The 19,504-nt window shown below is 57.4% G+C and carries 16 protein-coding genes; 10 read left to right on the forward strand and 6 right to left on the reverse strand.

The window, feature by feature from the left end; translation table 11 throughout:
• The first annotated feature begins 235 nt into the window (after window positions 1–235).
• The 6 genes from LC093_RS17585 (at window position 236) to LC093_RS20480 (ending at window position 7,843) form a co-directional block, all read left to right on the forward strand.
• Window positions 236–1,285 carry a YbgA family protein gene (locus LC093_RS17585; RefSeq protein ID WP_226667923.1) on the forward strand — a complete coding sequence of 350 codons (1,050 nt, stop codon included), beginning with the start codon at window positions 236–238 and terminating at the stop codon, window positions 1,283–1,285.
• Window positions 1,286–1,323: 38 nt separating this feature from the next.
• Window positions 1,324–2,814, forward strand: a complete 1,491-nt coding sequence (locus LC093_RS17590) for a cryptochrome/photolyase family protein (RefSeq protein WP_226667926.1) — start codon at window positions 1,324–1,326, stop codon at window positions 2,812–2,814.
• A 98-nt stretch (window positions 2,815–2,912) separates the two neighbouring features.
• On the forward strand, window positions 2,913–3,431 hold the full coding sequence (locus tag LC093_RS17595) for a DUF2878 domain-containing protein (protein ID WP_226667928.1): 519 nt from the start codon (window positions 2,913–2,915) through the stop codon (window positions 3,429–3,431).
• 154 nt (window positions 3,432–3,585) lie between these two features.
• Window positions 3,586–5,736 carry an autotransporter outer membrane beta-barrel domain-containing protein gene (locus LC093_RS17600; protein WP_226667930.1) on the forward strand — a complete coding sequence of 717 codons (2,151 nt, stop codon included), beginning with the start codon at window positions 3,586–3,588 and terminating at the stop codon, window positions 5,734–5,736.
• Between the two features lie 334 nt (window positions 5,737–6,070).
• Window positions 6,071–7,264 (forward strand): pyridoxal phosphate-dependent aminotransferase, encoded by a 1,194-nt coding sequence (locus tag LC093_RS17605; RefSeq protein ID WP_226667932.1) that lies wholly within the window; start codon window positions 6,071–6,073, stop codon window positions 7,262–7,264.
• Window positions 7,265–7,366: 102 nt separating this feature from the next.
• Entirely contained in the window at window positions 7,367–7,843 is a 477-nt protein-coding gene (locus LC093_RS20480) for an Lrp/AsnC family transcriptional regulator (RefSeq protein WP_226667935.1), read from the forward strand.
• Window positions 7,844–7,937: 94 nt separating this feature from the next.
• Here the strand turns inward: LC093_RS20480 and LC093_RS17615 are convergent, their stop codons facing one another.
• The gene (locus tag LC093_RS17615) at window positions 7,938–8,954 is read right to left on the reverse strand and encodes a HupE/UreJ family protein (protein WP_226667937.1); all 1,017 of its coding nucleotides are present in this window, start codon (window positions 8,952–8,954) and stop codon (window positions 7,938–7,940) included.
• Window positions 8,951–9,796 carry a peptidyl-prolyl cis-trans isomerase gene (locus LC093_RS17620; RefSeq protein WP_226667939.1) on the reverse strand — a complete coding sequence of 282 codons (846 nt, stop codon included), beginning with the start codon at window positions 9,794–9,796 and terminating at the stop codon, window positions 8,951–8,953. The genes LC093_RS17615 and LC093_RS17620 overlap by 4 nt, the downstream gene beginning before the upstream one ends.
• 315 nt (window positions 9,797–10,111) lie before the next feature.
• Here LC093_RS17620 and LC093_RS17625 point away from each other — a divergent pair, with 315 nt between their 5' ends.
• Entirely contained in the window at window positions 10,112–10,411 is a 300-nt protein-coding gene (locus LC093_RS17625; protein ID WP_226667941.1) for a c-type cytochrome, read from the forward strand.
• Between the two features lie 210 nt (window positions 10,412–10,621).
• A complete protein-coding gene (locus tag LC093_RS17630) occupies window positions 10,622–12,301 on the forward strand; it encodes an NAD-dependent malic enzyme (protein ID WP_226667943.1) in 1,680 nt (559 codons plus the stop codon).
• A 358-nt stretch (window positions 12,302–12,659) separates the two neighbouring features.
• Here LC093_RS17630 and LC093_RS17635 read toward each other — a convergent pair whose 3' ends face one another.
• The 4 genes from LC093_RS17635 to LC093_RS17650 form a co-directional block, all read right to left on the reverse strand.
• Window positions 12,660–13,697 carry a helix-turn-helix transcriptional regulator gene (locus tag LC093_RS17635; protein ID WP_226667946.1) on the reverse strand — a complete coding sequence of 346 codons (1,038 nt, stop codon included), beginning with the start codon at window positions 13,695–13,697 and terminating at the stop codon, window positions 12,660–12,662.
• 48 nt (window positions 13,698–13,745) lie between these two features.
• Window positions 13,746–14,306, reverse strand: a complete 561-nt coding sequence (locus tag LC093_RS17640; RefSeq protein WP_226667950.1) for a lytic transglycosylase domain-containing protein — start codon at window positions 14,304–14,306, stop codon at window positions 13,746–13,748.
• Window positions 14,307–14,712: 406 nt separating this feature from the next.
• Window positions 14,713–16,443 (reverse strand): proline--tRNA ligase, encoded by a 1,731-nt coding sequence (locus LC093_RS17645; RefSeq protein ID WP_226667952.1) that lies wholly within the window; start codon window positions 16,441–16,443, stop codon window positions 14,713–14,715.
• A 200-nt stretch (window positions 16,444–16,643) separates the two neighbouring features.
• Window positions 16,644–17,087 carry an HU family DNA-binding protein gene (locus LC093_RS17650; protein WP_226667954.1) on the reverse strand — a complete coding sequence of 148 codons (444 nt, stop codon included), beginning with the start codon at window positions 17,085–17,087 and terminating at the stop codon, window positions 16,644–16,646.
• A gap of 307 nt (window positions 17,088–17,394) precedes the next feature.
• On the opposite strand from LC093_RS17650, the gene LC093_RS17655 reads away from it, so the two are divergent.
• Both LC093_RS17655 and aspS read left to right on the forward strand, forming a co-directional pair.
• Window positions 17,395–17,658, forward strand: coding sequence for an FmdB family zinc ribbon protein (locus LC093_RS17655; RefSeq protein WP_226667956.1), 264 nt, complete (start codon window positions 17,395–17,397; stop codon window positions 17,656–17,658).
• A 32-nt stretch (window positions 17,659–17,690) separates the two neighbouring features.
• Window positions 17,691–19,469 carry an aspartate--tRNA ligase gene (aspS, locus tag LC093_RS17660; protein ID WP_226667958.1) on the forward strand — a complete coding sequence of 593 codons (1,779 nt, stop codon included), beginning with the start codon at window positions 17,691–17,693 and terminating at the stop codon, window positions 19,467–19,469.
• Window positions 19,470–19,504: the final 35 nt, after the last annotated feature.

The raw sequence follows: 19,504 nt of genomic DNA on the forward strand, positions 1-19,504 counted from the left end.
CTATCTGAGCGGATCGGCCGCTGCACAGGTAGATATAAAGAAGGTCTGGCATTGTAGCGGCGGTGGCGGCTCGCGCAACAATTAGCAGAATCGGCTCACAATGGTGCGCGAAAATTGCGCGGAGTTCCGCAGATGCCGGAAAATGCGGCCGCCTGTCATCCATCCTGCGGTCAATTGCGTACTGTACACTGAAACCATGCACAGCCTGAGCGCGTTAACTGGATAGTAGAGCCGCATGAAAATACTACCCCGCCAGACCCGAATCCCCGTCGGTATCAGCCAGTGCGCCATGGGAGACCCGGTGCGCTACAACGGCGGCCACAAGCACAGCAAGGTATGTACTCAGTTACTCGCCCGCTGTTTTGAGTATGTGCCCCTGTGCCCGGAAGTGGCGATTGGCATGGGCGTGCCGCGCAAGCCCATCCACCTGTTGGTGGCAAAAGCGGGAGCGGACGTGGATGCCGTGCGCGTGGTTGGCGTGGAAGACCAGACAGTGGATGTGACCGATCCCCTCCGAGAGTATGCCGACTCCGTGGTGCCCGATCTGGAAAAGATCCGCGGCTACATCTTTATGCAGAACTCCCCGAGCTGCGGTCTGCACGGTGTGCGTCGCTATCTGGACAACGGGCACGGGATCGACAGTGAAGGTGTCGGTATTTTCGCGCGTCGGATACAGCAGCATTTTCCCCATCTGCCAATGGAAGAGGTGGGGCGGCTGAACAATAGCGAGTTGCGGGAGAACTTTCTCACCCGGGTGTTTGCCTACGATGCCTGGTTTCGCTATGTGGAATGCGAGCCGGAACAGGAAGAGATACCGGAAGCGCAGCAGAATGAAGGTGCAGGTGAAGAGCCTGTAAAGCGGCTCTCGCGCATTGCCCGTATTATCGAGTTCTACACCGCCTACAAGTACCTCCTGATGGCGCATAACCAGGATGCTACCCGGGCCCTCGGCCGCCTGCTAGCAGATAGCAAAGCCATGCCGGAAGACGACCTGGCATTTGCAGTACGCGGTCGCATCATGGAGATCCTCTCGCACCCGGCGAGCCGTAAAGACAGAACCAACGCGCTGATGCACAGCCAGGGGCACCTGAAGGAGTACCTCAACAAGGATGAAACGGCGGAGTTGCAGCAGTTGATCGAAGACTACCGCCTGGGGCACAAGCCGCTGTCGGCGGTACTGACCATGCTGCGCCACTACCTGCCGCGCAGTCCCCACGGATTTATCCACAGTCAGGTTTTGCTGGCCGCCGAGCCGGCCGAACTGGGCCTGTGCGACTTTCACTGACAACCATTCCGAAAACGAAGTAACAGAACCGAATAGTGATGGCCGAGAAGAATTCCCGCAGCGCCGGCGCGCCCAAACGCCGCGGCCTGGTATGGCTGCGCAACGACCTGCGTTGTGCCGATAACACCGCACTCTACCGTGCGGACAAAAGCTGCGATGCACTGGCGGCAATATTTATCGCCTGCCCGCAAACCTGGCGCAGCCACGGCGATGGCGACAACGTTGTCGCGTTCCGCCTGCGCTCATTGCAGCTTCTGCAGGACGAACTGGCGAAGCGGAATATCCCGCTGTATTTTCTCGAATTGTCGAGCTTCGAGCAGGTGCCAGCGGCGCTTGCGCAGGTTGTGCACAAGCTCGATGTGGATGTGCTGCTCGCGAATGCCGAGTACCCGCTGAATGAGCAGAAGCGGGATCAGGCCGTTCGTGCGGCTTTGACGGATATTGCGGTGCCGGTCGAGTACTGCACTGACCGCACCCTGATTCCGCCAGGCAGCCTTACCACCAATAGCGGCGATGGTTTCAAGGTATTCACGCCCTTCAAGCGCGCCTTTATCGTCCGCCATGGGGACGCGCCGTTTGATCCCCTGCCGACACCGCGTGCGCGTCCAGATACGCACAGGGATTTCTGGCCGGAGTGGCAGGTGCTGGAGGCCGAGAACAACCTCGTGCGCAGCATCCCCAAAACCGTGGGTGACTATGACGTAGTGCCGGGCGGTACGGATAACGTGCTCGAGTGGCCGGTGGGTGAGGCGGCGGGACTGCGCTACCTGGAGGATTTTTCCACAAAAATCGCCGATTATCTCGAGCAACGGGATTTTCCGGGCATCGAGGGCACATCGCGCCTGTCGCCCTATCTGAACTGCGGTGCGGTGTCGATTCGACAGTGCGTGCAGATGGCTCTGGAGGAGAATAGCGGCCGCTGGGTAGGCAAAAGCGAGGGCGCGGGCACCTGGCTGAGTGAATTGCTGTGGCGGGAGTTCTACCAGCACCTGGTGGTGAACTTCCCCCGGGTGTGCCGTAACCAGCCGTTCAAACCGGAAACCGAGCAGGTGCCCTGGTCCCGGAGTGAGCACGATTTTGAGCGCTGGTGTGCCGGTGAAACCGGTGTGCCGATTGTCGATGCGGCCATGCGCCAGCTCAACCAGACCGGCTGGATGCACAACCGCCTGCGCATGGTGGTGGCTTCCTTCCTTACCAAAAACCTGCTGATCGACTGGCGTCGCGGCGAACGCTACTTCATGCAGCAGCTGGTGGATGCGGACTTTGCCGCGAACAATGGCGGCTGGCAGTGGGCCGCTTCCACTGGCACTGATGCTGTACCGTACTTCCGGGTCTTCAACCCGTATAGCCAGTCGAAGAAGTTTGATGCCGAAGGGGATTTTATCCGGGCGTATGTTCCTGAGCTTGCAAAGTTGTCCGCCAGGGATATTCACTGTCCGCCACCGCTGCAAGGCTATCCTCAGCCTATCTGTAATGTGACGGATTCCCGCAAACGGGCGATCGAAGTCTTTGCTAACTTGAAGTCTTGATGAACCTCTGATTTATTCGAGAGAGCTCGTGTGGACATTAACGCATAGTGGCATCTCGCACTCGTTGTACGGAATCGGTTCTGCTTATTGAGTCGCCAATGAATCAAAAGAAGCTGGTGAATTTCAGTCTATTTATTGCCGGCTGGTGGGTGGCCTTACTGTACGGCAATGCTCTGGCGCTCATCGCGCTGTTCGTGGTGCTTATGCTGCATTTTGTGATGTGGCGGGACATGCGGGATATCTTCCTGATCCTGGGCTTCATCTTCTGTGGATTTGGTGTCGAGTGGGCCTTTATGGCGAATGGCGTACAGGACTACCGCTCCAACCTGCCGCCGGCCTGGGCAATCTGTATCTGGGCCATGCTCGCCACCACCGTTCGATACTCCCTTGGCTTCCTGATGCGGCGTCCGCTGCATGCCGCGTTAACCGGCGTCATTGCAGCCCCCCTGTTCTACTTCAATAGCGTGCACTTTGGTCCCGCGGGCTGGGGCCGCCCGGTGTGGCAGTGCTTGCTCGCCATCGCACTGGTGTGGGGCTTGCTGGGTGCCATTATCAGTGGCGTACTGGTGCCGCTAGTCGAGCAGACAGACAGTTCGCCTGAGCAGCAGGTACAGTAGCCGGACACCCGTTTGCGGGTTTCGGCCAGATTGATACCGCCGCAAAACTCCCCCAACACCACTGACCTATACTTGCCTCGAAATTTCCCGTGGCAAGGAGGCCGCAGTGAATTATCCCGGGACAAGAACGTTTTCTGGAAACCGGGCCGTAAGGATGCTGGCTCTGTCAGCGGCCATCAGCGTGGTTTCCGCTACTGCGACAGCCGAAGCGGTAAGCCGAGGTCTCTACAGCTCGATCACATCCTTCGGCGACAGCCTGTCGGATAATGGCAATGCGGGGATTTTTACCAATGCCGATCTGCTAGGGCTTTATCCACAGCAGCCCGCGGTTTCCTATTTGGCAGATTACCTTGGACTAAACGCAAGTAACTCCTGTTTCGGACTGGGACCGGAGTTTGGTGGCGCCATCCCCTGTGCGCCTGCGTCGGGAACACCGGCACAGCAATTTGAACAGGTGGCACGGTCGGTTCTGGGGAACGGCGGTAACTGGGCTGTGGGTGGTAACCGAACTGCAGATGTGCTGCTGGATGTCGTGGGATCACAACGCTTCCAGGCGTTGTTTCCGGATACTTCGGTGGCCGACCACAACGCCCTGACCACAATATTGCCCGATGCCAGCCGTTGCGGTGCCGATGGCGTCTGTAATCCGGCGGCGGGGGAGAGCCCCTACCTGAGTGAGGCCGATACGCTGGCGGCAATATCTGCTTTCGGCGATCCATCCGCACTGCAGGCACTGGTCGACAATCCGAACAATGGCATCACTCTGGGGGGCGTACCCTTTGCCACAGGGCAGGGCTATTTGTCACAAAACACGGCGGACCCGAATGGTCTCTATTTCCTGCTTGGTGGCGGCAACAATATTCTCGACGGCGTGCGCGGCGGCACCCTGTCAAAGGAATCCATGGAGCGCGCTGCCAGCTTTCTGTCCACGGCCGGTAGTGAGTTAAAGCGTGCCGGTGCCGGTTACGTGGTGATGGCGAACGCGCCCCGTATCGGCCGTACCCCCGCCGTCTATGCGGAAGGCGGAGCCGCCGTTGCCTACGCCAATCAGGGCTCGGAGTGGTTCAATGACACCCTGCGCCGCCAGCTGAATTCCATTGGCAACATCCTGCTGCTGGATCTGCAGGGGGTTCTGGAACTTGCCGTGGAGACCCCCACAGCATTCGGCTTCGCCAATATTGACCAGAGTGCCACCTGTTACACCAATTGCGCCAATCCCCATCCCGTGTATGGGGAAAACGGCAGTGCCCCCAATCCGGACATGCTGGTGTTTTACGACAGTATTCACCCTACGCTGGCAGGTCAGCGTTTACTGGCCGATTACTACTATGAAACCCTGATGGCCCCGGTCGCGTTTGCGGTGCTCCCTGACCTGGGCTATCAGAACACCCGCCAGCACCGTCTCAACCTCGATCATCACCTGATTTCACAGCGCTACCGCGACCCGTTCACCACCGTGTTTTTTGGCGCAAGCGTGGAGCATGCCGAACTGGGCACCGGTTATGCCATCAACGATGAATTCCCGGCCTGGGACGGGTTTCTCGGCATGAGCTTTGCCGGCTTCGAACACCTGGAGTGGGGGCTTGGCATGTCCTATGGTGGCAGCGAATATGAGCCGCCGGATATCTTCCTGAAAAGCCGCAACTTCAACCTCAGCGCTTTTGCGCGCTGGGATAACGGTTTCTACTTTGTCGATGGAGGCCTTGGCTGGTCGGATATTCAGTACAACGACATCCAGCGCACCATCCATCTGGGCAACACCTTCTCCCATCGCCTGGACGCCGACACGGATGGCGATGGCTACAACGTATTCCTGCGCGCCGGTTACGACGCCAGCCAAAACCTCGACAGCCATATGGGACCGTTTGTATCGGTCGAATGGACCCAGATCCAGGTCAATGGCTTCAACGAAGACAGCATTCCCGAATACACCTACGCCGGGCCCTATGGAATCCGCAAGGATCCTTTGGGGCTCTGGGTACATGGTCAGGACCGCGATTACCGCCGCTGCCGAGCCGGCTTCTTTTACAACAGCCCGAAATCGGATGAGCAGGAGTGGTTCGGAGAATTCTGGCTGGAACACAACGCGGGTGACGACGAACAGGATGTCGCCATCGGCGTTAACTCGATTCGCAACAACTGGGCGTATATGGCGGGCTACCGCAGCGAGAACGCCGGCTTCTTCCAGAATGGCGTGGGTGCGATGGTGGGGGTGAAAATTAACGACAACCTGCGGATAGCCGGGGATGTGATTATCCGGCCGGAGGATACGGTGGGTGGATTGAGCTTGAACTACCGGTTTTGAATGCCGGCGGGGGTTGGTTGCTAGCTTACGGAGTGCTGATGGTTCGAGGGAAGGCAAAGCGCTGGGTAGCGGGTTTCAGGACTGTCGGAAACAGGGATGTTTCCGACAGAGCGTACAGGGATGTATACACAGCGGTCCTGAAACCCGCTACCCAGTGATTTGCCGCCACAGGAAGCGATCGGAATACACCTCCCTGTGCTGCCGCATTTTCTGCGGCCCAGACATGAAAAAAATCGCGCTGCTGCGAAATCACCCCACCGGAAGCGGCATCGATTACCCCGCTGATTGCTAACGTAACTGTATTGATAACAACAGTTACTAATGGACCCCGACGATGTACAACCCCCGATTCAGCAAGCAGAGCCAGGCCCTACATTCCGCTGACGCCGATGTATGGGCGGTCAGCGACCGCGCCCATGCCCTGGCGAACAAAGGGGAAGACGTCATCTTCCTGTGTGTCGGCGACCCCAACTTCGACACCCCCGAACCCATCCTGGATTTCGCCCGCGCGCGCCTCGGCGTCGGCCGCACCCACTACTCACCGGCGGCCGGCGAAGCCATGCTGCGCCGCGCCATCGCCGATATCGAAAGCAAAGTCAGTCCGCACCCCTGCAGTCCCGACGACGTCGTAGTATTCCCCGGTGGCACCAATGCTATCTACGCAGTACTTTCCTGCCTGCTCAACCCGGGTGAACAGATCGTCATCCCCGAGCCCATGTACATTGGCTACGTGCCCATCACCGACGCACTGCAGCTCGACGTACGCAAAGTCGCATGCCGGCCGGAAAAAGGCTTCGAGTTCGATATCGAGTCCATCAAGCAAACCATCAGCGAAGAAACCCGCGTGGTGATGATCAATACCCCGGTCAACCCCACCGGTGTCATGGCTACCCCGGAGCAACTGCGAGATCTGGCCGCCTACTGTCGCGAACGGGATATCTGGCTTATCTCCGACGAAATGTACTCCATGATCACCTTTGCGCGTCGCCACACCTCCCTGCGTACCGCGGCGGAGCATCTGGACAATGTGATCGTGATTGATGGCCTGTCCAAATCCCATGCCATGAGTGGCTGGCGCCTCGGCTGGGCGGTGGCACAGGGGCCGCTGGTCGAACGGCTGATTGAATTTGCCGGCGCGACCATTTTCGGTGTGCCCCAGTTTATCCAGGAGGCCGCCGCTTTTGCGCTGGAGTTTGATACCTATTTCGTGAAACAAATGCGCGAGGCGTACGAGAAACGCCGCGACCTGATTGTCGAGCGCATCCAGCGCATTCCAGGGCTGAGTTGCGAATCCCCTGATGCCGGCATGTTTGTGATGGTGGATGTGTCTGCGGTGGCGGCAAACGGCGAGGCGTTCGCTGAAGCGCTACTGGATGCGGAGCTGGTATCTGTATTACCCGGCAAGCCATTTGGTCCAAGCGCGGTAAACCATGTGCGCCTGACACTGGCAGCGGATGAGGCAGAACTCTCCCGTGCGCTTGACCGAATCGAGCATTTTGTCCTGGGCGGTTGCCGCAAAGCTGTCTAAGCCCGAAAAATCCCATATGATGCGCCGGAGCCAAATGGTTTCGGCAGCATGGGATTGCCGCTATCCTTCTCCTTAATTCCTATTCGTTGACAGAACAATACTGTGAAAATCGATCGGCACAATCTTCGTATTCTTGAAATCCTGCAGACCAACGCCCGCGTCAGTAACCTGAATCTGGCGGAAGAGATTGGTCTATCTGAAAGCGCCTGCCTGGCGCGAGTTAAAAAACTGACCAATGAGAAGTTTATTCGCGAGTTTCAGGCGGAGGTGAACCTGGAGAAAGTCCGTCACGCCGAGTTTTATGTGAATGTCGCGCTCAAGCGCCAGGACGCCCGTACCAGCGAAAGCTTTCGCCGCGCAATCAACAAGATCGAACAGATCGTATCCTGTGTAAAAATGTCGGGTGAATTCGATTACATGCTGCGTTTTGTATGCCCGGATGCCGGGGACTTTAATCGGGTATCCGAGCAATTGCTGGCCGATGAAGATGCCGCGATTACCCGCATGACGTCCCACCTGGTTATCGAAAAAACCAAGCCGTTTACGGGGTACCCCCTGGAGTTACTGTTCCAGGATTGATCGGCGACATCCGGTCAGTTGCCCCGGTAGTTGACCGTTACCGGGGCAACATGAATCCCAGGTTGCTCAGAGAACCTGAATCGACAGCCGAAGCTCAGACAACCAAAGAAAGTGTCCGGTCAATTAGCCACCAGGCGGCAAGCCCTCCCACCATATAGGCAACAGGGAGGGCACTGGCTACGATGGCCGTGTGACCGGTGCGTACTTCCCACTGCTGTACGGCAGGCAATTGCCGGAACATAAGCATCAGCCCGCTAACCGCCAGAATAAACAGTACCTGGCCGGCTTCCACGCCGATATTGAACAGTGCCAGAGAAAGTGGAATCGCGTATTGAGGTACGCCGATATCGGTTAGAGCGCCGGCGAACCCGAGCCCATGCAATAACCCGAAGCCAAACGCCATCACCCAGGGTTTACGAATTGCCAGTGTGCTGCGCCCCTCAAGTTTGTGCAGAATCTCCGTGGCCACAAATACAATACTCAAGGCAATGACTGCTTCCACCGGCCCCTGGGGGAGGGTAACAACGCCCAGAACCGCCGCTGCCAGCGTAATACTGTGGGCCAGGGTAAAGGCCGTGATTGTCGCTGCCAGCTGTTTCCACCCGCTGACCAGCACTACCAGCGCCAGTACAAACAACAGGTGATCGACTCCCAGCAGGATGTGTTCAACGCCCAAGAAAAAATACATGTTCGCAACCTCCTTGTTGCCTGCTTTTTCCTCTACACGTAACTGTGGCTGATCCGGTAACAGACGCGCCACTTGCTCACGTCCATCCAGCCAGCTGATACGTACCAGCACATCGGTCATGGTGTTTTCCAGGCCATCAATCCTGATATTGCTGCCCAGAAGATCACCGGGATGACTTATCTGCCAGCGCTCTACATAAAAACCATTGGCTATCCGTGCCGTAGGCAGTCCAACCTGTTTACTTGTCTCGCCAAATGTTGGGTAGAGTGCCAGCCGCATATCACCGCGCGCCGGTACACGCCAGATTACATCAAAATTACCGGATGTGCTCTGGATCACACTTAACGCAGCCGGGCGCAGTTCATGGGCTTGCCCTAGTGCGGGCAGCATGAATACAAACCACACCAGCATCAGCTTTTTCATGGCCCGGCCACCTCCCTGGAGGGGGACGCAATCTGAATCTGGTAGTTTGCGCGCAGAGTGTTGTATTGGGTCTCCAGAATTTTTTTCTGTTCCTCAATTTGCCAGTCTCGCAGCACATCGGTGCGGATTTCTGCGAACTCCGGAAATTGTTCGGGCTGGTAAGACGTGATTCTGACGAGATGCTCGCCGTAGGCAGACGTTAACGGGCCGACCCATTGTTCCTGTGGTAATTCCGTGAGCTGTAGAGAGAAACTGCCGCCAAAAACACGATCAATTCTCTCGCTACTTATCTTGGAAAAATGGTGTTGCAGCAGGTTGTTGTCGCCAAGCTCGCGATAATCGGCGCCGGCCACCAGTTTGGTCAGAACGATACGCGCATCTTCTGCCACTTGCGGGCGTTTATCGCTATCGAGAAAGATTTGTTCAAAGCTGTATTGTGCAGGTTGGGTATAGCGGTCGATATGCTTCTGGTAGTACTCCTGGAGCAGAGCGTCGGCGGGCTCTATGGCCTCGACCAAATCCCGGGCCAGGAACTCCATCTTCATACGCAGGCGCCGGCGGATTACGGTGTCGTTTTTATCCAGCCCCTGGCGGATTGCCTCGCGGTAGAGCACTTCCTCGCGCACGTAATCGTTAATCAGGCCCTCAAGTTCCTGTGGCTCGGGTGGGCGTTGCCAGCCTCGTTCGAATACGGCCGCCAAATGATTGATTCGGCTTTCAGATACAACGATGTCGTTGTTTTCTATTGAGTCAGAACTGGAAAAAAAACTGTTGATGCCGAAGAGCACGGCGCCAATCAGGGCAAAGTGAAGGCTGGGGTCCCTGCTCCAGTGTGATTTCATTCACTAGCTCCGGGTTATTGGATTTATCAAAAGGTGGTGAAAAGCTGGAATTCCGGTGTCTTTGAAGATAGTTCATAGATGAATGATTGGTGGACGTGGGTGGCGAACGAGTCTGCGACGTCGGATATCGGCGATGGCGAGCAGTAGATGGGAGAGTTAGATAGGAGAGTTAGATAGGAGAGTTAGATTGAGTTTCGGTATATGCGTGGACCGGACTACACTGCTGTTCGTGATGTAACAAGCGACATATTCGCAGGGCAGAACGCGCGGTCACCTCAAGTGATGGCAACTGCAAAGCAAGCGAGGCAGAAGCAAATGAAACAAATGATCGTGATCCTGGGAATGGCACTGTGTACTGCCGGCGTGGCGCAAGCCGATTCGGCGGAAGACAAATACCAGAAAGCCTGCCATGTCTGCCATGCCACTGGCGTAGCCAACGCGCCCAAGGTGCATGATGTTGAGGCGTGGAAGCCGCGGCTCGATAAGGGAATGGACGCATTGCTCGCTTCAGTCAAAAACGGCCTCAATGCGATGCCCCCAGGTGGCATGTGCTCGGATTGTTCCGATGAGGATTACAAAGCGCTGATCAAGTTTATGTCATCGCCCAAGCAATAGCAGTATTCGCGCCGGCCTACACGGTTGTTATTTCCTGTCGTCGGCGTTAGGCTCGCGCGCATTCCAAATTCATCGGATTTCGCCGTTATTGAACAAGATGTGTGACTGAGAATCGCATATTGTTCTTAGTGAAAAGCGTATCCGGTTGAATCCCTTTGAATGTGCGTGCCGGCGCTATTGCCGGTGCCGCGATACCCCGACGACGCTGTAATGACCAACGAAGATAAACGCCCCCTTTATATCCCCCACGCGGGTCCTTCACTGCTGGAATTGCCACTGCTGAACAAGGGCAGTGCGTTTTCCCTTAAAGAGCGGATCGAGTTCAATCTGATCGGCCTGCTGCCGAATAATGTCGAGAGCATCGATGAGCAGGTGCGTCGGGCCTACCACCAGTACGAGCAGTGCAAGAGTGACCTGGACCGGCATATCTTCCTGCGCGCCATTCAGGACGACAACGAAACCCTGTTCTTCCGCCTGATTGTTGAGCACATCGAGGAGATGCTGCCGATCATCTACACGCCGACCGTCGGGCAGGCGTGTGAAGAGTTTTCCAGTATTTACCGCAACCACCGTGGGCTGTTTGTTTCCTACGCAGATCGGGAGTACATGGACGATATTCTGCGCAGCGCCACCAAGGATAACGTCAAGGTTATCGTGGTCACCGATGGCGAACGTATCCTCGGTCTTGGAGACCAGGGTATCGGCGGCATGGGGATCCCCATTGGCAAGCTGTCCCTGTATACCGCCTGTGGTCGTATCAGCCCGGCGAATACCCTGCCGGTGATGCTGGATGTGGGTACCAACAACCGCACACTGCTGAACGATCCCATGTATATGGGGTGGCGCCACGAGCGAATCTCCCAGGAAGAGTATGACGAATTCATCGCCGACTTTATGGCCGCGGTAAAGCGCCGCTGGCCGAAAGTACTGGTGCAGTTTGAAGACTTTGCCCAGACCAATGCGATGCCGTTGCTGGAGCGCTACCGCGACGAAATCTGCTGCTTCAACGACGATATCCAGGGCACCGCATCGGTGTGCCTGGGCACTGTGCTGGCGGCGAGCAAGGCCAAGCAGGAAAAACTCAGTGCACAGCGGGTTCTGGTGGTCGGCGCCGGCTCCGCCGGCTGTGGCATCGCCGAGCAGATCGTGAAGGCGATGATGGAAGAGGGCATGGAGGAAGAGGCCGCTCGCAAGCAGCTGTTCATGTTTGATCGCTATGGGTTGGTCACCAGTGACATGAAAAACCTGCACGACTTCCAGGCGCGACTGGCGCGATCCTCAGACGAGTTCCCGGACGCCAGCGAGTGGGATTTGCAGCAGCTGATCGAGCAGGTGCGCCCCACCATCATGATCGGCGTTTCCGGGCAGGGTGGCCTGTTTACCCAGCCGGTCGTCGAGGCCATGCACAAAGGCTGCCCGCGTCCACTGATCATGCCTCTGTCCAACCCCACTTCCCGCGCTGAAGCCACGCCGCAGGAAATCCTGACCTGGACCCAGGGTGAGGCGATGGTGGCAACCGGCAGTCCGTTTGATCCGGTAGAGATTGACGGTGTAAGCCACACCATTGCCCAGTGCAACAATGTGTACATCTTCCCCGGTGTCGGGCTGGGTGTCATCGCCGCTGGTGCACGCCGGGTTACCGACAACATGCTGATGGCGGCATCCAACGCGCTGGCAGAACATGCGCCTGTCGTGAAGAGTACAGAGGGGGCACTGTTACCGCCGCTGGCGGAAATTCGCGATATCACGCTCTACATTGCCCGCGCAGTGGGTATTCAGGCTCAGGAAGACGGTGTGGCACCGAAGGTAACCGAGGAGCGGCTGGAAGCGTCGATAGAGCGCCACTCCTGGTACCCCGCGTACCGGAAGTATCGCCGTCGATCTATCTGAGTAAGCGAACCGGAACATACGTTGGAATGTGAAAAAGGCGCCTCACTATAGGCGCCTTTTTTATTGGATAAAAAGTGGCCGGAGGGGCCGGTCACTGTGGAATTCTGGATTTGCAGGAACTGCCCTGAGGGCGGGTTGGTGACTGGGCTAAGTGCCCACAGAACAGCCCTGCTTAAATAGTCTGGCCCAGTCCGGTCGGTTTGGCTTGCTGATAATGAAAAAACGGTGACGGATTTTTAGCGGCTCGGGCCTGCAGGCCATTCCGGCACTGCAAAACATCCACAGGGCCAGCCCCGAATGTGGATATTTACGCAAAACCCCGGTAACTAGTGACAGGATTTGGTGGTGTTGGTTGCCATCAGGCGGGCAGTTTTTCCCGCCGGTACTCCGTGGGAGTGCACTCATGGCGGCGCTTGAAGGCGGCATTGAAGGGGCTCAGTGAGCGATAGCCAATATCCAGTGCAATTGTCAGCACCGGCAGGTGCGCCTCATCTGGATCTGCGAGGCGGCGGCTGGCCTCGTCGATACGGAACTGGTTCAGGTATTCATTGAAGTTGCGATAACCGAGATGACGGTTGATCAGCACCCGCAGCACATGTTCGCGGGCATCCAGTTGTTCGGCCAGCGAGCGAATGGTCAATCCGGTATGGCGGTAACCGCCACTGCTCATATGTGTCTGCAACTTTTCCAGTAGTTGGCGCTGGGGTTGATCGAGTGTTGCAGGTTCTGCCTGCGTAGCCAGTGATTCGGCTACGGGTTCGATCGCCGGAGGGAGCGATTCCTCCAGAGCCCGCGGAGACAGTGCGAGCAGCCACAGGCTGGAGGCAAACGTGAGGATCGATACCAGCACAACGTGCAGGGTCGGCACACCGCGGGGCACCTGGTGGTAGCTGAATGCGAACTCTGCGAAAACCACGATGAGCATATAGCCGCCAATGGCAATCAGCAGGGCAACCCTTAGCTGGCGCCGCTCCGCCACCAGGTCAGAGTGCAGCTGTTGCAGGAGGGTGTTGAGTCCGGCGCCAATCAGGGCCAGTTTGAAGGGCTGGGCGATCACATAAAATGCGGGATGCAGGTTCAGGTGGCTGGCGAGATCAATGGCAAAGTCTGTGGCGATGAGCCACCAGCCCCAACGGGGAAAGTCCTGACTATCGCTACACAGCGCGTGGGCGAACAGCCAGAACGCGGCCGGCACCACGATTACGGGCAGCGCGAGTAGCAGGTCGAGCAGGGGATGAGAGCTGCCAAATAACGGCCGCAGCAGGTAAAACAGGGCACCGCAGATTACAACTAGAAGCCAGGTACTGCCGCTGTGCCGGTAGCGACTTATGCCGATCCTAGCCGCGGCCAGCAGTAGCAGGCTGCAGGATGCCCCGGTAAAAAAATCGTAATTCACGGCGTGCCTCTTATTTTATTTCTTTTACGCGCTTGTTCATTTGCCTGTTTAGCGCCAGCGATCGGCCCAGGCGTCCAGTACTTTACTGCTGTACGTATGGCGGCCGTAGCTGCCGTTGTAGTAGGCCAGCGCGTTGGCCATATTACCTTTGGCCTTGCCGATATAGTGTTTGAGGATGGTACAGCCGTAACGGAGGTTGGTGTCCATATCGATGAGGTTGTCTTCGGGGCGGCCGATTTCGTTCTTCCAGAACGGCATCACCTGCATCATACCCTGGGCGCCCACCCGGGAAATCGCATAGGGATTGAAGGCGCTTTCGATCTGGATCACGGCGAGGACAATTTCAGGCTGCAGACCCGCTCGAGTTGCTTCCCTGTGGATGGCCTTCAGCACCCGCATGCGCTCCTCTGGCGCCTTGATATAGCGGGCCAGGGGCTGGGATTTTGACATCAGCCAAACCTCGGCATCAAAGCGGTCCGCAAACGAGTCCGCTTCAGTCACTGCACCTTTCAATGCGAGCAGCAGCTCCGGGTCCACCTTTTTTACCTGGGCGGATACGGTGGTGCTGATCAGGCATAGCAGTAGTGAGGTAAAGACTGTTCTTATCATGAGGGGGATTTTACGGGAAGCTATTGGGTTGCGGTACTGCGAGTGAGGCGCGGTGGGATGAAAGCCCTGAATTAGCTGTGGTGGCGGCCCAGCTTCCGGGTATCCCCTTGCGAGACACGCCGTGAACCCATCCATGGGGGCTCTTCTGCGAGGTCCCTCTCGCAGAAGGTCTCGCAAGGGGATACCCGGTATCAGGGCCTTCGCGTTTAAGTCTCGGAGTTCGTTTGCAATGAGTAGAGCTCAAGAGCAAAGGGCGAAGGTCTAGTGCTGGGTGGAGGGTTTCAGGATCGTCGCAAACAGGGACGTTTGCGACGAAGCGTACAGGGATGTATTCACCGCGGTCCTGAAACCCTCCACCCAGTGCTTGACCGCCACCGGAGCTTCTTACGAAGTCCTATTAAGGGGTTTAGTGTGGAATCATTTCTAGCAAGGTGTCGATGATCTGATCCGCAGAGAACTCCTGGTTCTCGCTGTCGCGACGTCCCTTGTACTCGATGTGGCCTTTTTCGAGACCGCGGTCGCCGATCACGATGCGGTGCGGGATACCCATCAGCTCGACGTCCGCCAGCATTGCACCCAGGCGCGCCTTGGGCTCATCCATCAACAGGACATCAATGCCCTTGGCAGTGAGAGTCTCGTAGATATGCTCGCACTTCTGCTGAACCACTTCGCTCTTCTGCATATTGATCGGCACGATCGCCAGCTGGAACGGCGCGATGGCTTCCGGCCAGATGATGCCGGCGTCGTCGTGGTTCTGCTCGATAGCCGCCGCCACCACACGGGAAACACCGATGCCATAGCAACCCATGGTCATCACCTGCTCCTTGCCGTTCTCGTCCAGCACCGTCGCATTCATTGCGCGGCTGTACTTGTCGCCCAGCTGGAAAATGTGGCCAACCTCGATACCGCGCTTGATTTCCAGGGTGCCCTGGCCGCAGGGGCTGGCATCGCCCGGTACCACATTGCGCAGATCTTCAACGCGTTTCAGCGCAACGTCACGCTCCCAGTTCACCCCGGTCAGGTGATAGTCATCTTTGTTGGCGCCGCAGATGAAGTCCGCCAGATGTGCCGCAGCGCGGTCCACCAGCACCTCGATTTCCAGGCCTACAGGACCCAGCGAGCCGATGCCACAACCCAGCTCCGCAGCAATGCGCGCTTCCGGGGCAAATTGCAGCGGGCTGGCAATGCCAGGCAGTTTTTCGGCTTTCAGTTCATTCAGGTCGTGATCACCACGCAGCACCAGGGCTACCAGCGGCGCGGTTTCACCTTCTTCTTCGGTTTCGCCGAGAACGATCAGGGTCTTCACGGAGTGCGCCGGGTCGGTGGCCAGGAATTCACTGACGGCAGCAATGGTTTTCTGGTTCGGAGTGTGCACCTCTGCCATTTCTTTGCTGGCAGCCGGGCGCTCGCCAGCCGGTGCGACCGCTTCTGCAAGCTCGACGTTGGCCGCGTAGCGGCTGCCGGTGGAGAACGCGATATCGTCTTCGCCGCTCTGGGCCAGAACGTGGAACTCATGGGAGCTGGAGCCACCGATGGAGCCGGTGTCTGCCAGAACCGGACGGTAATCGAGACCGATGCGATCAAAGATACGGCAGTAGGCGCCATGCATGATGTCGTAGGTTTCCTGCAATGAATCCGCGTTCAGGTGGAAGGAGTAGGCGTCCTTCATGGTGAACTCCCGCGCGCGCATTACTCCAAAGCGCGGACGGATCTCGTCGCGGAACTTGGTCTGGATCTGATAGAAATTGGCCGGCAGCTGCTTGTAGCTGTTTACTTCGGTGCGGATCAGATCTGTGATCACTTCCTCGTGGGTCGGGCCCAGGCAGAAAGAATTATTGTGGCGATCCTCGATGCGCAGCAGCTCGGGGCCGTATTGCTGCCAGCGGCCGGATTCTTCCCACAGTTCTGAAGGCTGCACGACCGGCATCAACACTTCCAGAGAGCCGGCACTGTTCATTTCTTCGCGCACAATCGCTTCAACCTTGCGCAGTACGCGCAGACCGGTTGGCATCCAGGTATACAAGCCGGATGCGAGGCGGCGGATCATGCCGGCGCGGAGCATCAGCTGGTGGCTGATGACCACTGCGTCATTGGGGGTTTCTTTCTGGGTGCCGATCAGATAGCGGGATGCGCGCATATTGCTTTCTTTATATATCAGTGAAAATTAGAGGGCGGCCATTTTACGCTGGCGGGGGTGGGTTTTGGTAGGGGCGGTTGGGTGATCGAGGCATTTGCTCCGACGCGAAGGCGGAGCACCGGGCACCCACTGCTTAAACAGTAAGCCCAAAACAGAAAACCCCGCAAAAGCGGGGTTTTCGCGGCGGAAAGCGGCGAGTATCAGGACTCGGCCATCTCTTTCAGCTTCTTCAGCGGGCGAATTTTCACCTGGATGCTGGCCGGCTTGGCCTTGAATACGGTCTCTTCACCGGTGAAGGGGTTGATACCTTTGCGGGCTTTCTTGGCCGGCTTCTTCACGGTGGTGATTTTCAGCAGACCCGGCAGGGCGAATTCACCCACTGCGCGTTTCTTCACGTGACCTTCGATCACATCGGTCAGCTCGTCCAGAACAGCCTGTACCTGCTTGCGGGACAGCTCGGTTTTCTCGGCGATCTGGTTCAGGATCTGGGTCTTGGTGTACTTCTCTTTGACAGCAGTCACTTTCTTGGCCGGAGCGGCCTTGGCTGCTGTTTTCTTGGCTGCTGCTTTCTTGGCTGGAGCCTTCTTGGCTGCAGTCTTCTTGGCGGGGGCTTTCTTAGCTGCTGCTTTCTTGCTTGCGGCCATCGTTAGCTTCCTTCTGTATAAGTGTTTTTCCAATTGAGAGTGGTTCGGGAGGTTCGGAGATCGCCCGAAATCCCCAGTACAACAGGGTGTTCCCAAGTACTGGACTGAGTATATCCAGTTTTTATCCGCGCGCACGGGGAAAAATTGGAAAAAAAGTGCTTTTTTACAGGGGTTTGGCTGGATTTTAGCCTTGTATACCCCCGCCGGGGGCCGAAGATACCCTCTGCGTACCGGTAACTTCTTCCCTCCCCGGGGCTCATGTATAATCTGCGCCCCTTTGGATTCCGTGCGATTTCGGGTAACAGCAATGCCTATCTACGAATACCAGTGCAAGGCCTGTGGCCACCAGATGGAAGCGCTGCAGCGTATGAGCGACGCTCCGCTGACAGACTGCCCCGCCTGTGAGCAGGCTGAACTGAGCAAGAAAATCTCTGCGGCCGGGTTTCGCCTCAAGGGCGGCGGTTGGTACGAGACCGACTTTAAAACCGGCAGCAAGAAGAACCTGGCCGGAGACGCCGGCAAATCGAATAAGGACAAACCGGCAGCCGCCGGCACTGTCAAAGCAAGCTGATTCAACACTACTGACTAAGGGAATGAGACTCCATGCGCACCGACTACTGTGGCGCCCTGCGATCCGCTGATATAGACCGCGAAGTAACCCTGTGTGGCTGGGTAGACCGCCGCCGCGACCACGGTGGAGTGATCTTCATCGACCTGCGTGACCGGGATGGCATAGCCCAGGTCGTGTTTGACCCGGATGCCGCAGAGCACTTTGAGCTTGCCGACCGGGTGCGCAGTGAATATGTCCTGAAGGTTACCGGACGTGTGCGCGCCCGCGCCCCTGAAGCGGTAAATCCGAATATGGTAACCGGTGAGATCGAGGTCTATGGTCTGCAGCTGGAAATCCTCAACACCGCTGAAACGGTTCCTTTCCAGCTGGATGAGCACACGGCGGTAGGCGAAGATGTTCGTCTCAAATACCGCTATCTGGACCTGCGTCGCAACGAGATGCAGCGCAACCTGCGATTCCGCTCCCAGATCACCAACGCCATCCGCAACTACCTGGATGGCGAGGGTTTCCTGGATATCGAGACCCCGATCCTGACCCGCGCGACCCCGGAAGGTGCCCGCGATTACCTGGTGCCTAGCCGCACCCACGGTGGCAAGTTCTTTGCCTTGCCGCAGTCACCACAGCTGTTCAAACAGTTGCTGATGGTGTCCGGTTTCGACCGCTACTACCAGATTGCCAAGTGCTTCCGGGATGAAGACCTGCGTGCAGACCGCCAGCCGGAATTCACCCAGATCGATATCGAGACCGCGTTTCTGGATGAAAACGCCATCATGTCCATTACCGAGGGCATGATCCGCAAGATGTTTAAAGAGCTGAAAGGCGTGGAGCTGGGCGAGTTCCCGCGCATGCCATACAGCGAAGCGATGGCCAAATTCGGTTCCGACAAGCCGGACCTGCGTATCCCGCTGGAGCTGGTGGACATCAAGGACCTGATGACCGAAGTAGACTTCAAGGTGTTCTCCGGTCCGGCCAACGATCCAAACGGACGTGTTACCGCGCTGAAAGTGACTGGTGGCAACGACAAGCTCACTCGCAAGCAGATCGACGATTACACCAAGTTCGTCAGCATTTATGGTGCGAAAGGCCTGGCTTACATCAAGGTCAACGATCGCGCGGACCTGGAAAACGGTCTGCAGTCGCCGATCGTCAAATTCCTGCCGAATGAAGTGCGTGGTGCAATCCTGGATCGCCTGCAGGCGGAAACCGGCGACCTGATCTTCTTTGGTGCTGACAAGGGCAAGATCGTTTCCGAAGCCCTCGGTGCCCTGCGTTGCAAGCTGGGTGAAGATCTCGACCTGTACGTGGCCGAATGGGCACCGCTGTGGGTGGTGGACTTCCCGATGTTCGAAGAGAACGACGATGGTAGCCTGACTGCGCTGCACCACCCGTTTACCGCACCATCCTGTTCGCCGGAAGAACTGGCAAAGTCACCGCTGGAAGCCCTGTCACGTGCCTACGACATGGTACTGAACGGTACCGAGCTGGGCGGCGGCTCCATTCGTATTCACAATCAGGCTATGCAGCAGACGGTATTCCGTGTGCTGGGCATTGAGGAAGAAGAGCAGCGCGAGAAGTTCGGCTTCCTGCTCGACGCGCTGAAGTACGGTGCTCCGCCCCACGGCGGCCTGGCATTCGGTCTCGACCGCCTGGTGATGCTGATGACTGACAGCGATTCCATTCGCGACGTTATCGCCTTCCCGAAAACCCAGAGCGCAGCGTGTGTAATGACCGATGCTCCTGGTGCCGTGGATACCAAGCAGCTGCGCGAGTTGAGCATTCGCCTGCGCAGCAAAGAAGACCAGATCAGTTAAGTTGGAAAAGCTGCTGTAGGAGCCTGCTTGCAGGC

Origin of the sequence: Microbulbifer aggregans (assembly GCF_020524005.1) — a bacterium.
Lineage (GTDB): Bacteria > Pseudomonadota > Gammaproteobacteria > Pseudomonadales > Cellvibrionaceae > Microbulbifer > Microbulbifer aggregans_A.

What these genes read in the sequence shown, in the direction of transcription:
- LC093_RS17585 (WP_226667923.1), top strand. Translation starts at nt 236, where the DNA reads ATGAAAATACTACCCCGCCAGACCCGAATCCCCGTCGGTATCAGCCAG.
- LC093_RS17590 (WP_226667926.1), top strand. Translation starts at nt 1,324, where the DNA reads ATGGCCGAGAAGAATTCCCGCAGCGCCGGCGCGCCCAAACGCCGCGGC.
- LC093_RS17595 (WP_226667928.1), top strand. Translation starts at nt 2,913, where the DNA reads ATGAATCAAAAGAAGCTGGTGAATTTCAGTCTATTTATTGCCGGCTGG.
- LC093_RS17600 (WP_226667930.1), top strand. Translation starts at nt 3,586, where the DNA reads ATGCTGGCTCTGTCAGCGGCCATCAGCGTGGTTTCCGCTACTGCGACA.
- LC093_RS17605 (WP_226667932.1), top strand. Translation starts at nt 6,071, where the DNA reads ATGTACAACCCCCGATTCAGCAAGCAGAGCCAGGCCCTACATTCCGCT.
- LC093_RS17615 (WP_226667937.1), bottom strand. Translation starts at nt 8,954, where the DNA reads ATGAAAAAGCTGATGCTGGTGTGGTTTGTATTCATGCTGCCCGCACTA.
- LC093_RS17620 (WP_226667939.1), bottom strand. Translation starts at nt 9,796, where the DNA reads ATGAAATCACACTGGAGCAGGGACCCCAGCCTTCACTTTGCCCTGATT.
- LC093_RS17625 (WP_226667941.1), top strand. Translation starts at nt 10,112, where the DNA reads ATGAAACAAATGATCGTGATCCTGGGAATGGCACTGTGTACTGCCGGC.
- LC093_RS17630 (WP_226667943.1), top strand. Translation starts at nt 10,622, where the DNA reads ATGACCAACGAAGATAAACGCCCCCTTTATATCCCCCACGCGGGTCCT.
- LC093_RS17640 (WP_226667950.1), bottom strand. Translation starts at nt 14,306, where the DNA reads ATGATAAGAACAGTCTTTACCTCACTACTGCTATGCCTGATCAGCACC.
- LC093_RS17645 (WP_226667952.1), bottom strand. Translation starts at nt 16,443, where the DNA reads ATGCGCGCATCCCGCTATCTGATCGGCACCCAGAAAGAAACCCCCAAT.
- LC093_RS17650 (WP_226667954.1), bottom strand. Translation starts at nt 17,087, where the DNA reads ATGGCCGCAAGCAAGAAAGCAGCAGCTAAGAAAGCCCCCGCCAAGAAG.
- LC093_RS17655 (WP_226667956.1), top strand. Translation starts at nt 17,395, where the DNA reads ATGCCTATCTACGAATACCAGTGCAAGGCCTGTGGCCACCAGATGGAA.
- aspS (WP_226667958.1), top strand. Translation starts at nt 17,691, where the DNA reads ATGCGCACCGACTACTGTGGCGCCCTGCGATCCGCTGATATAGACCGC.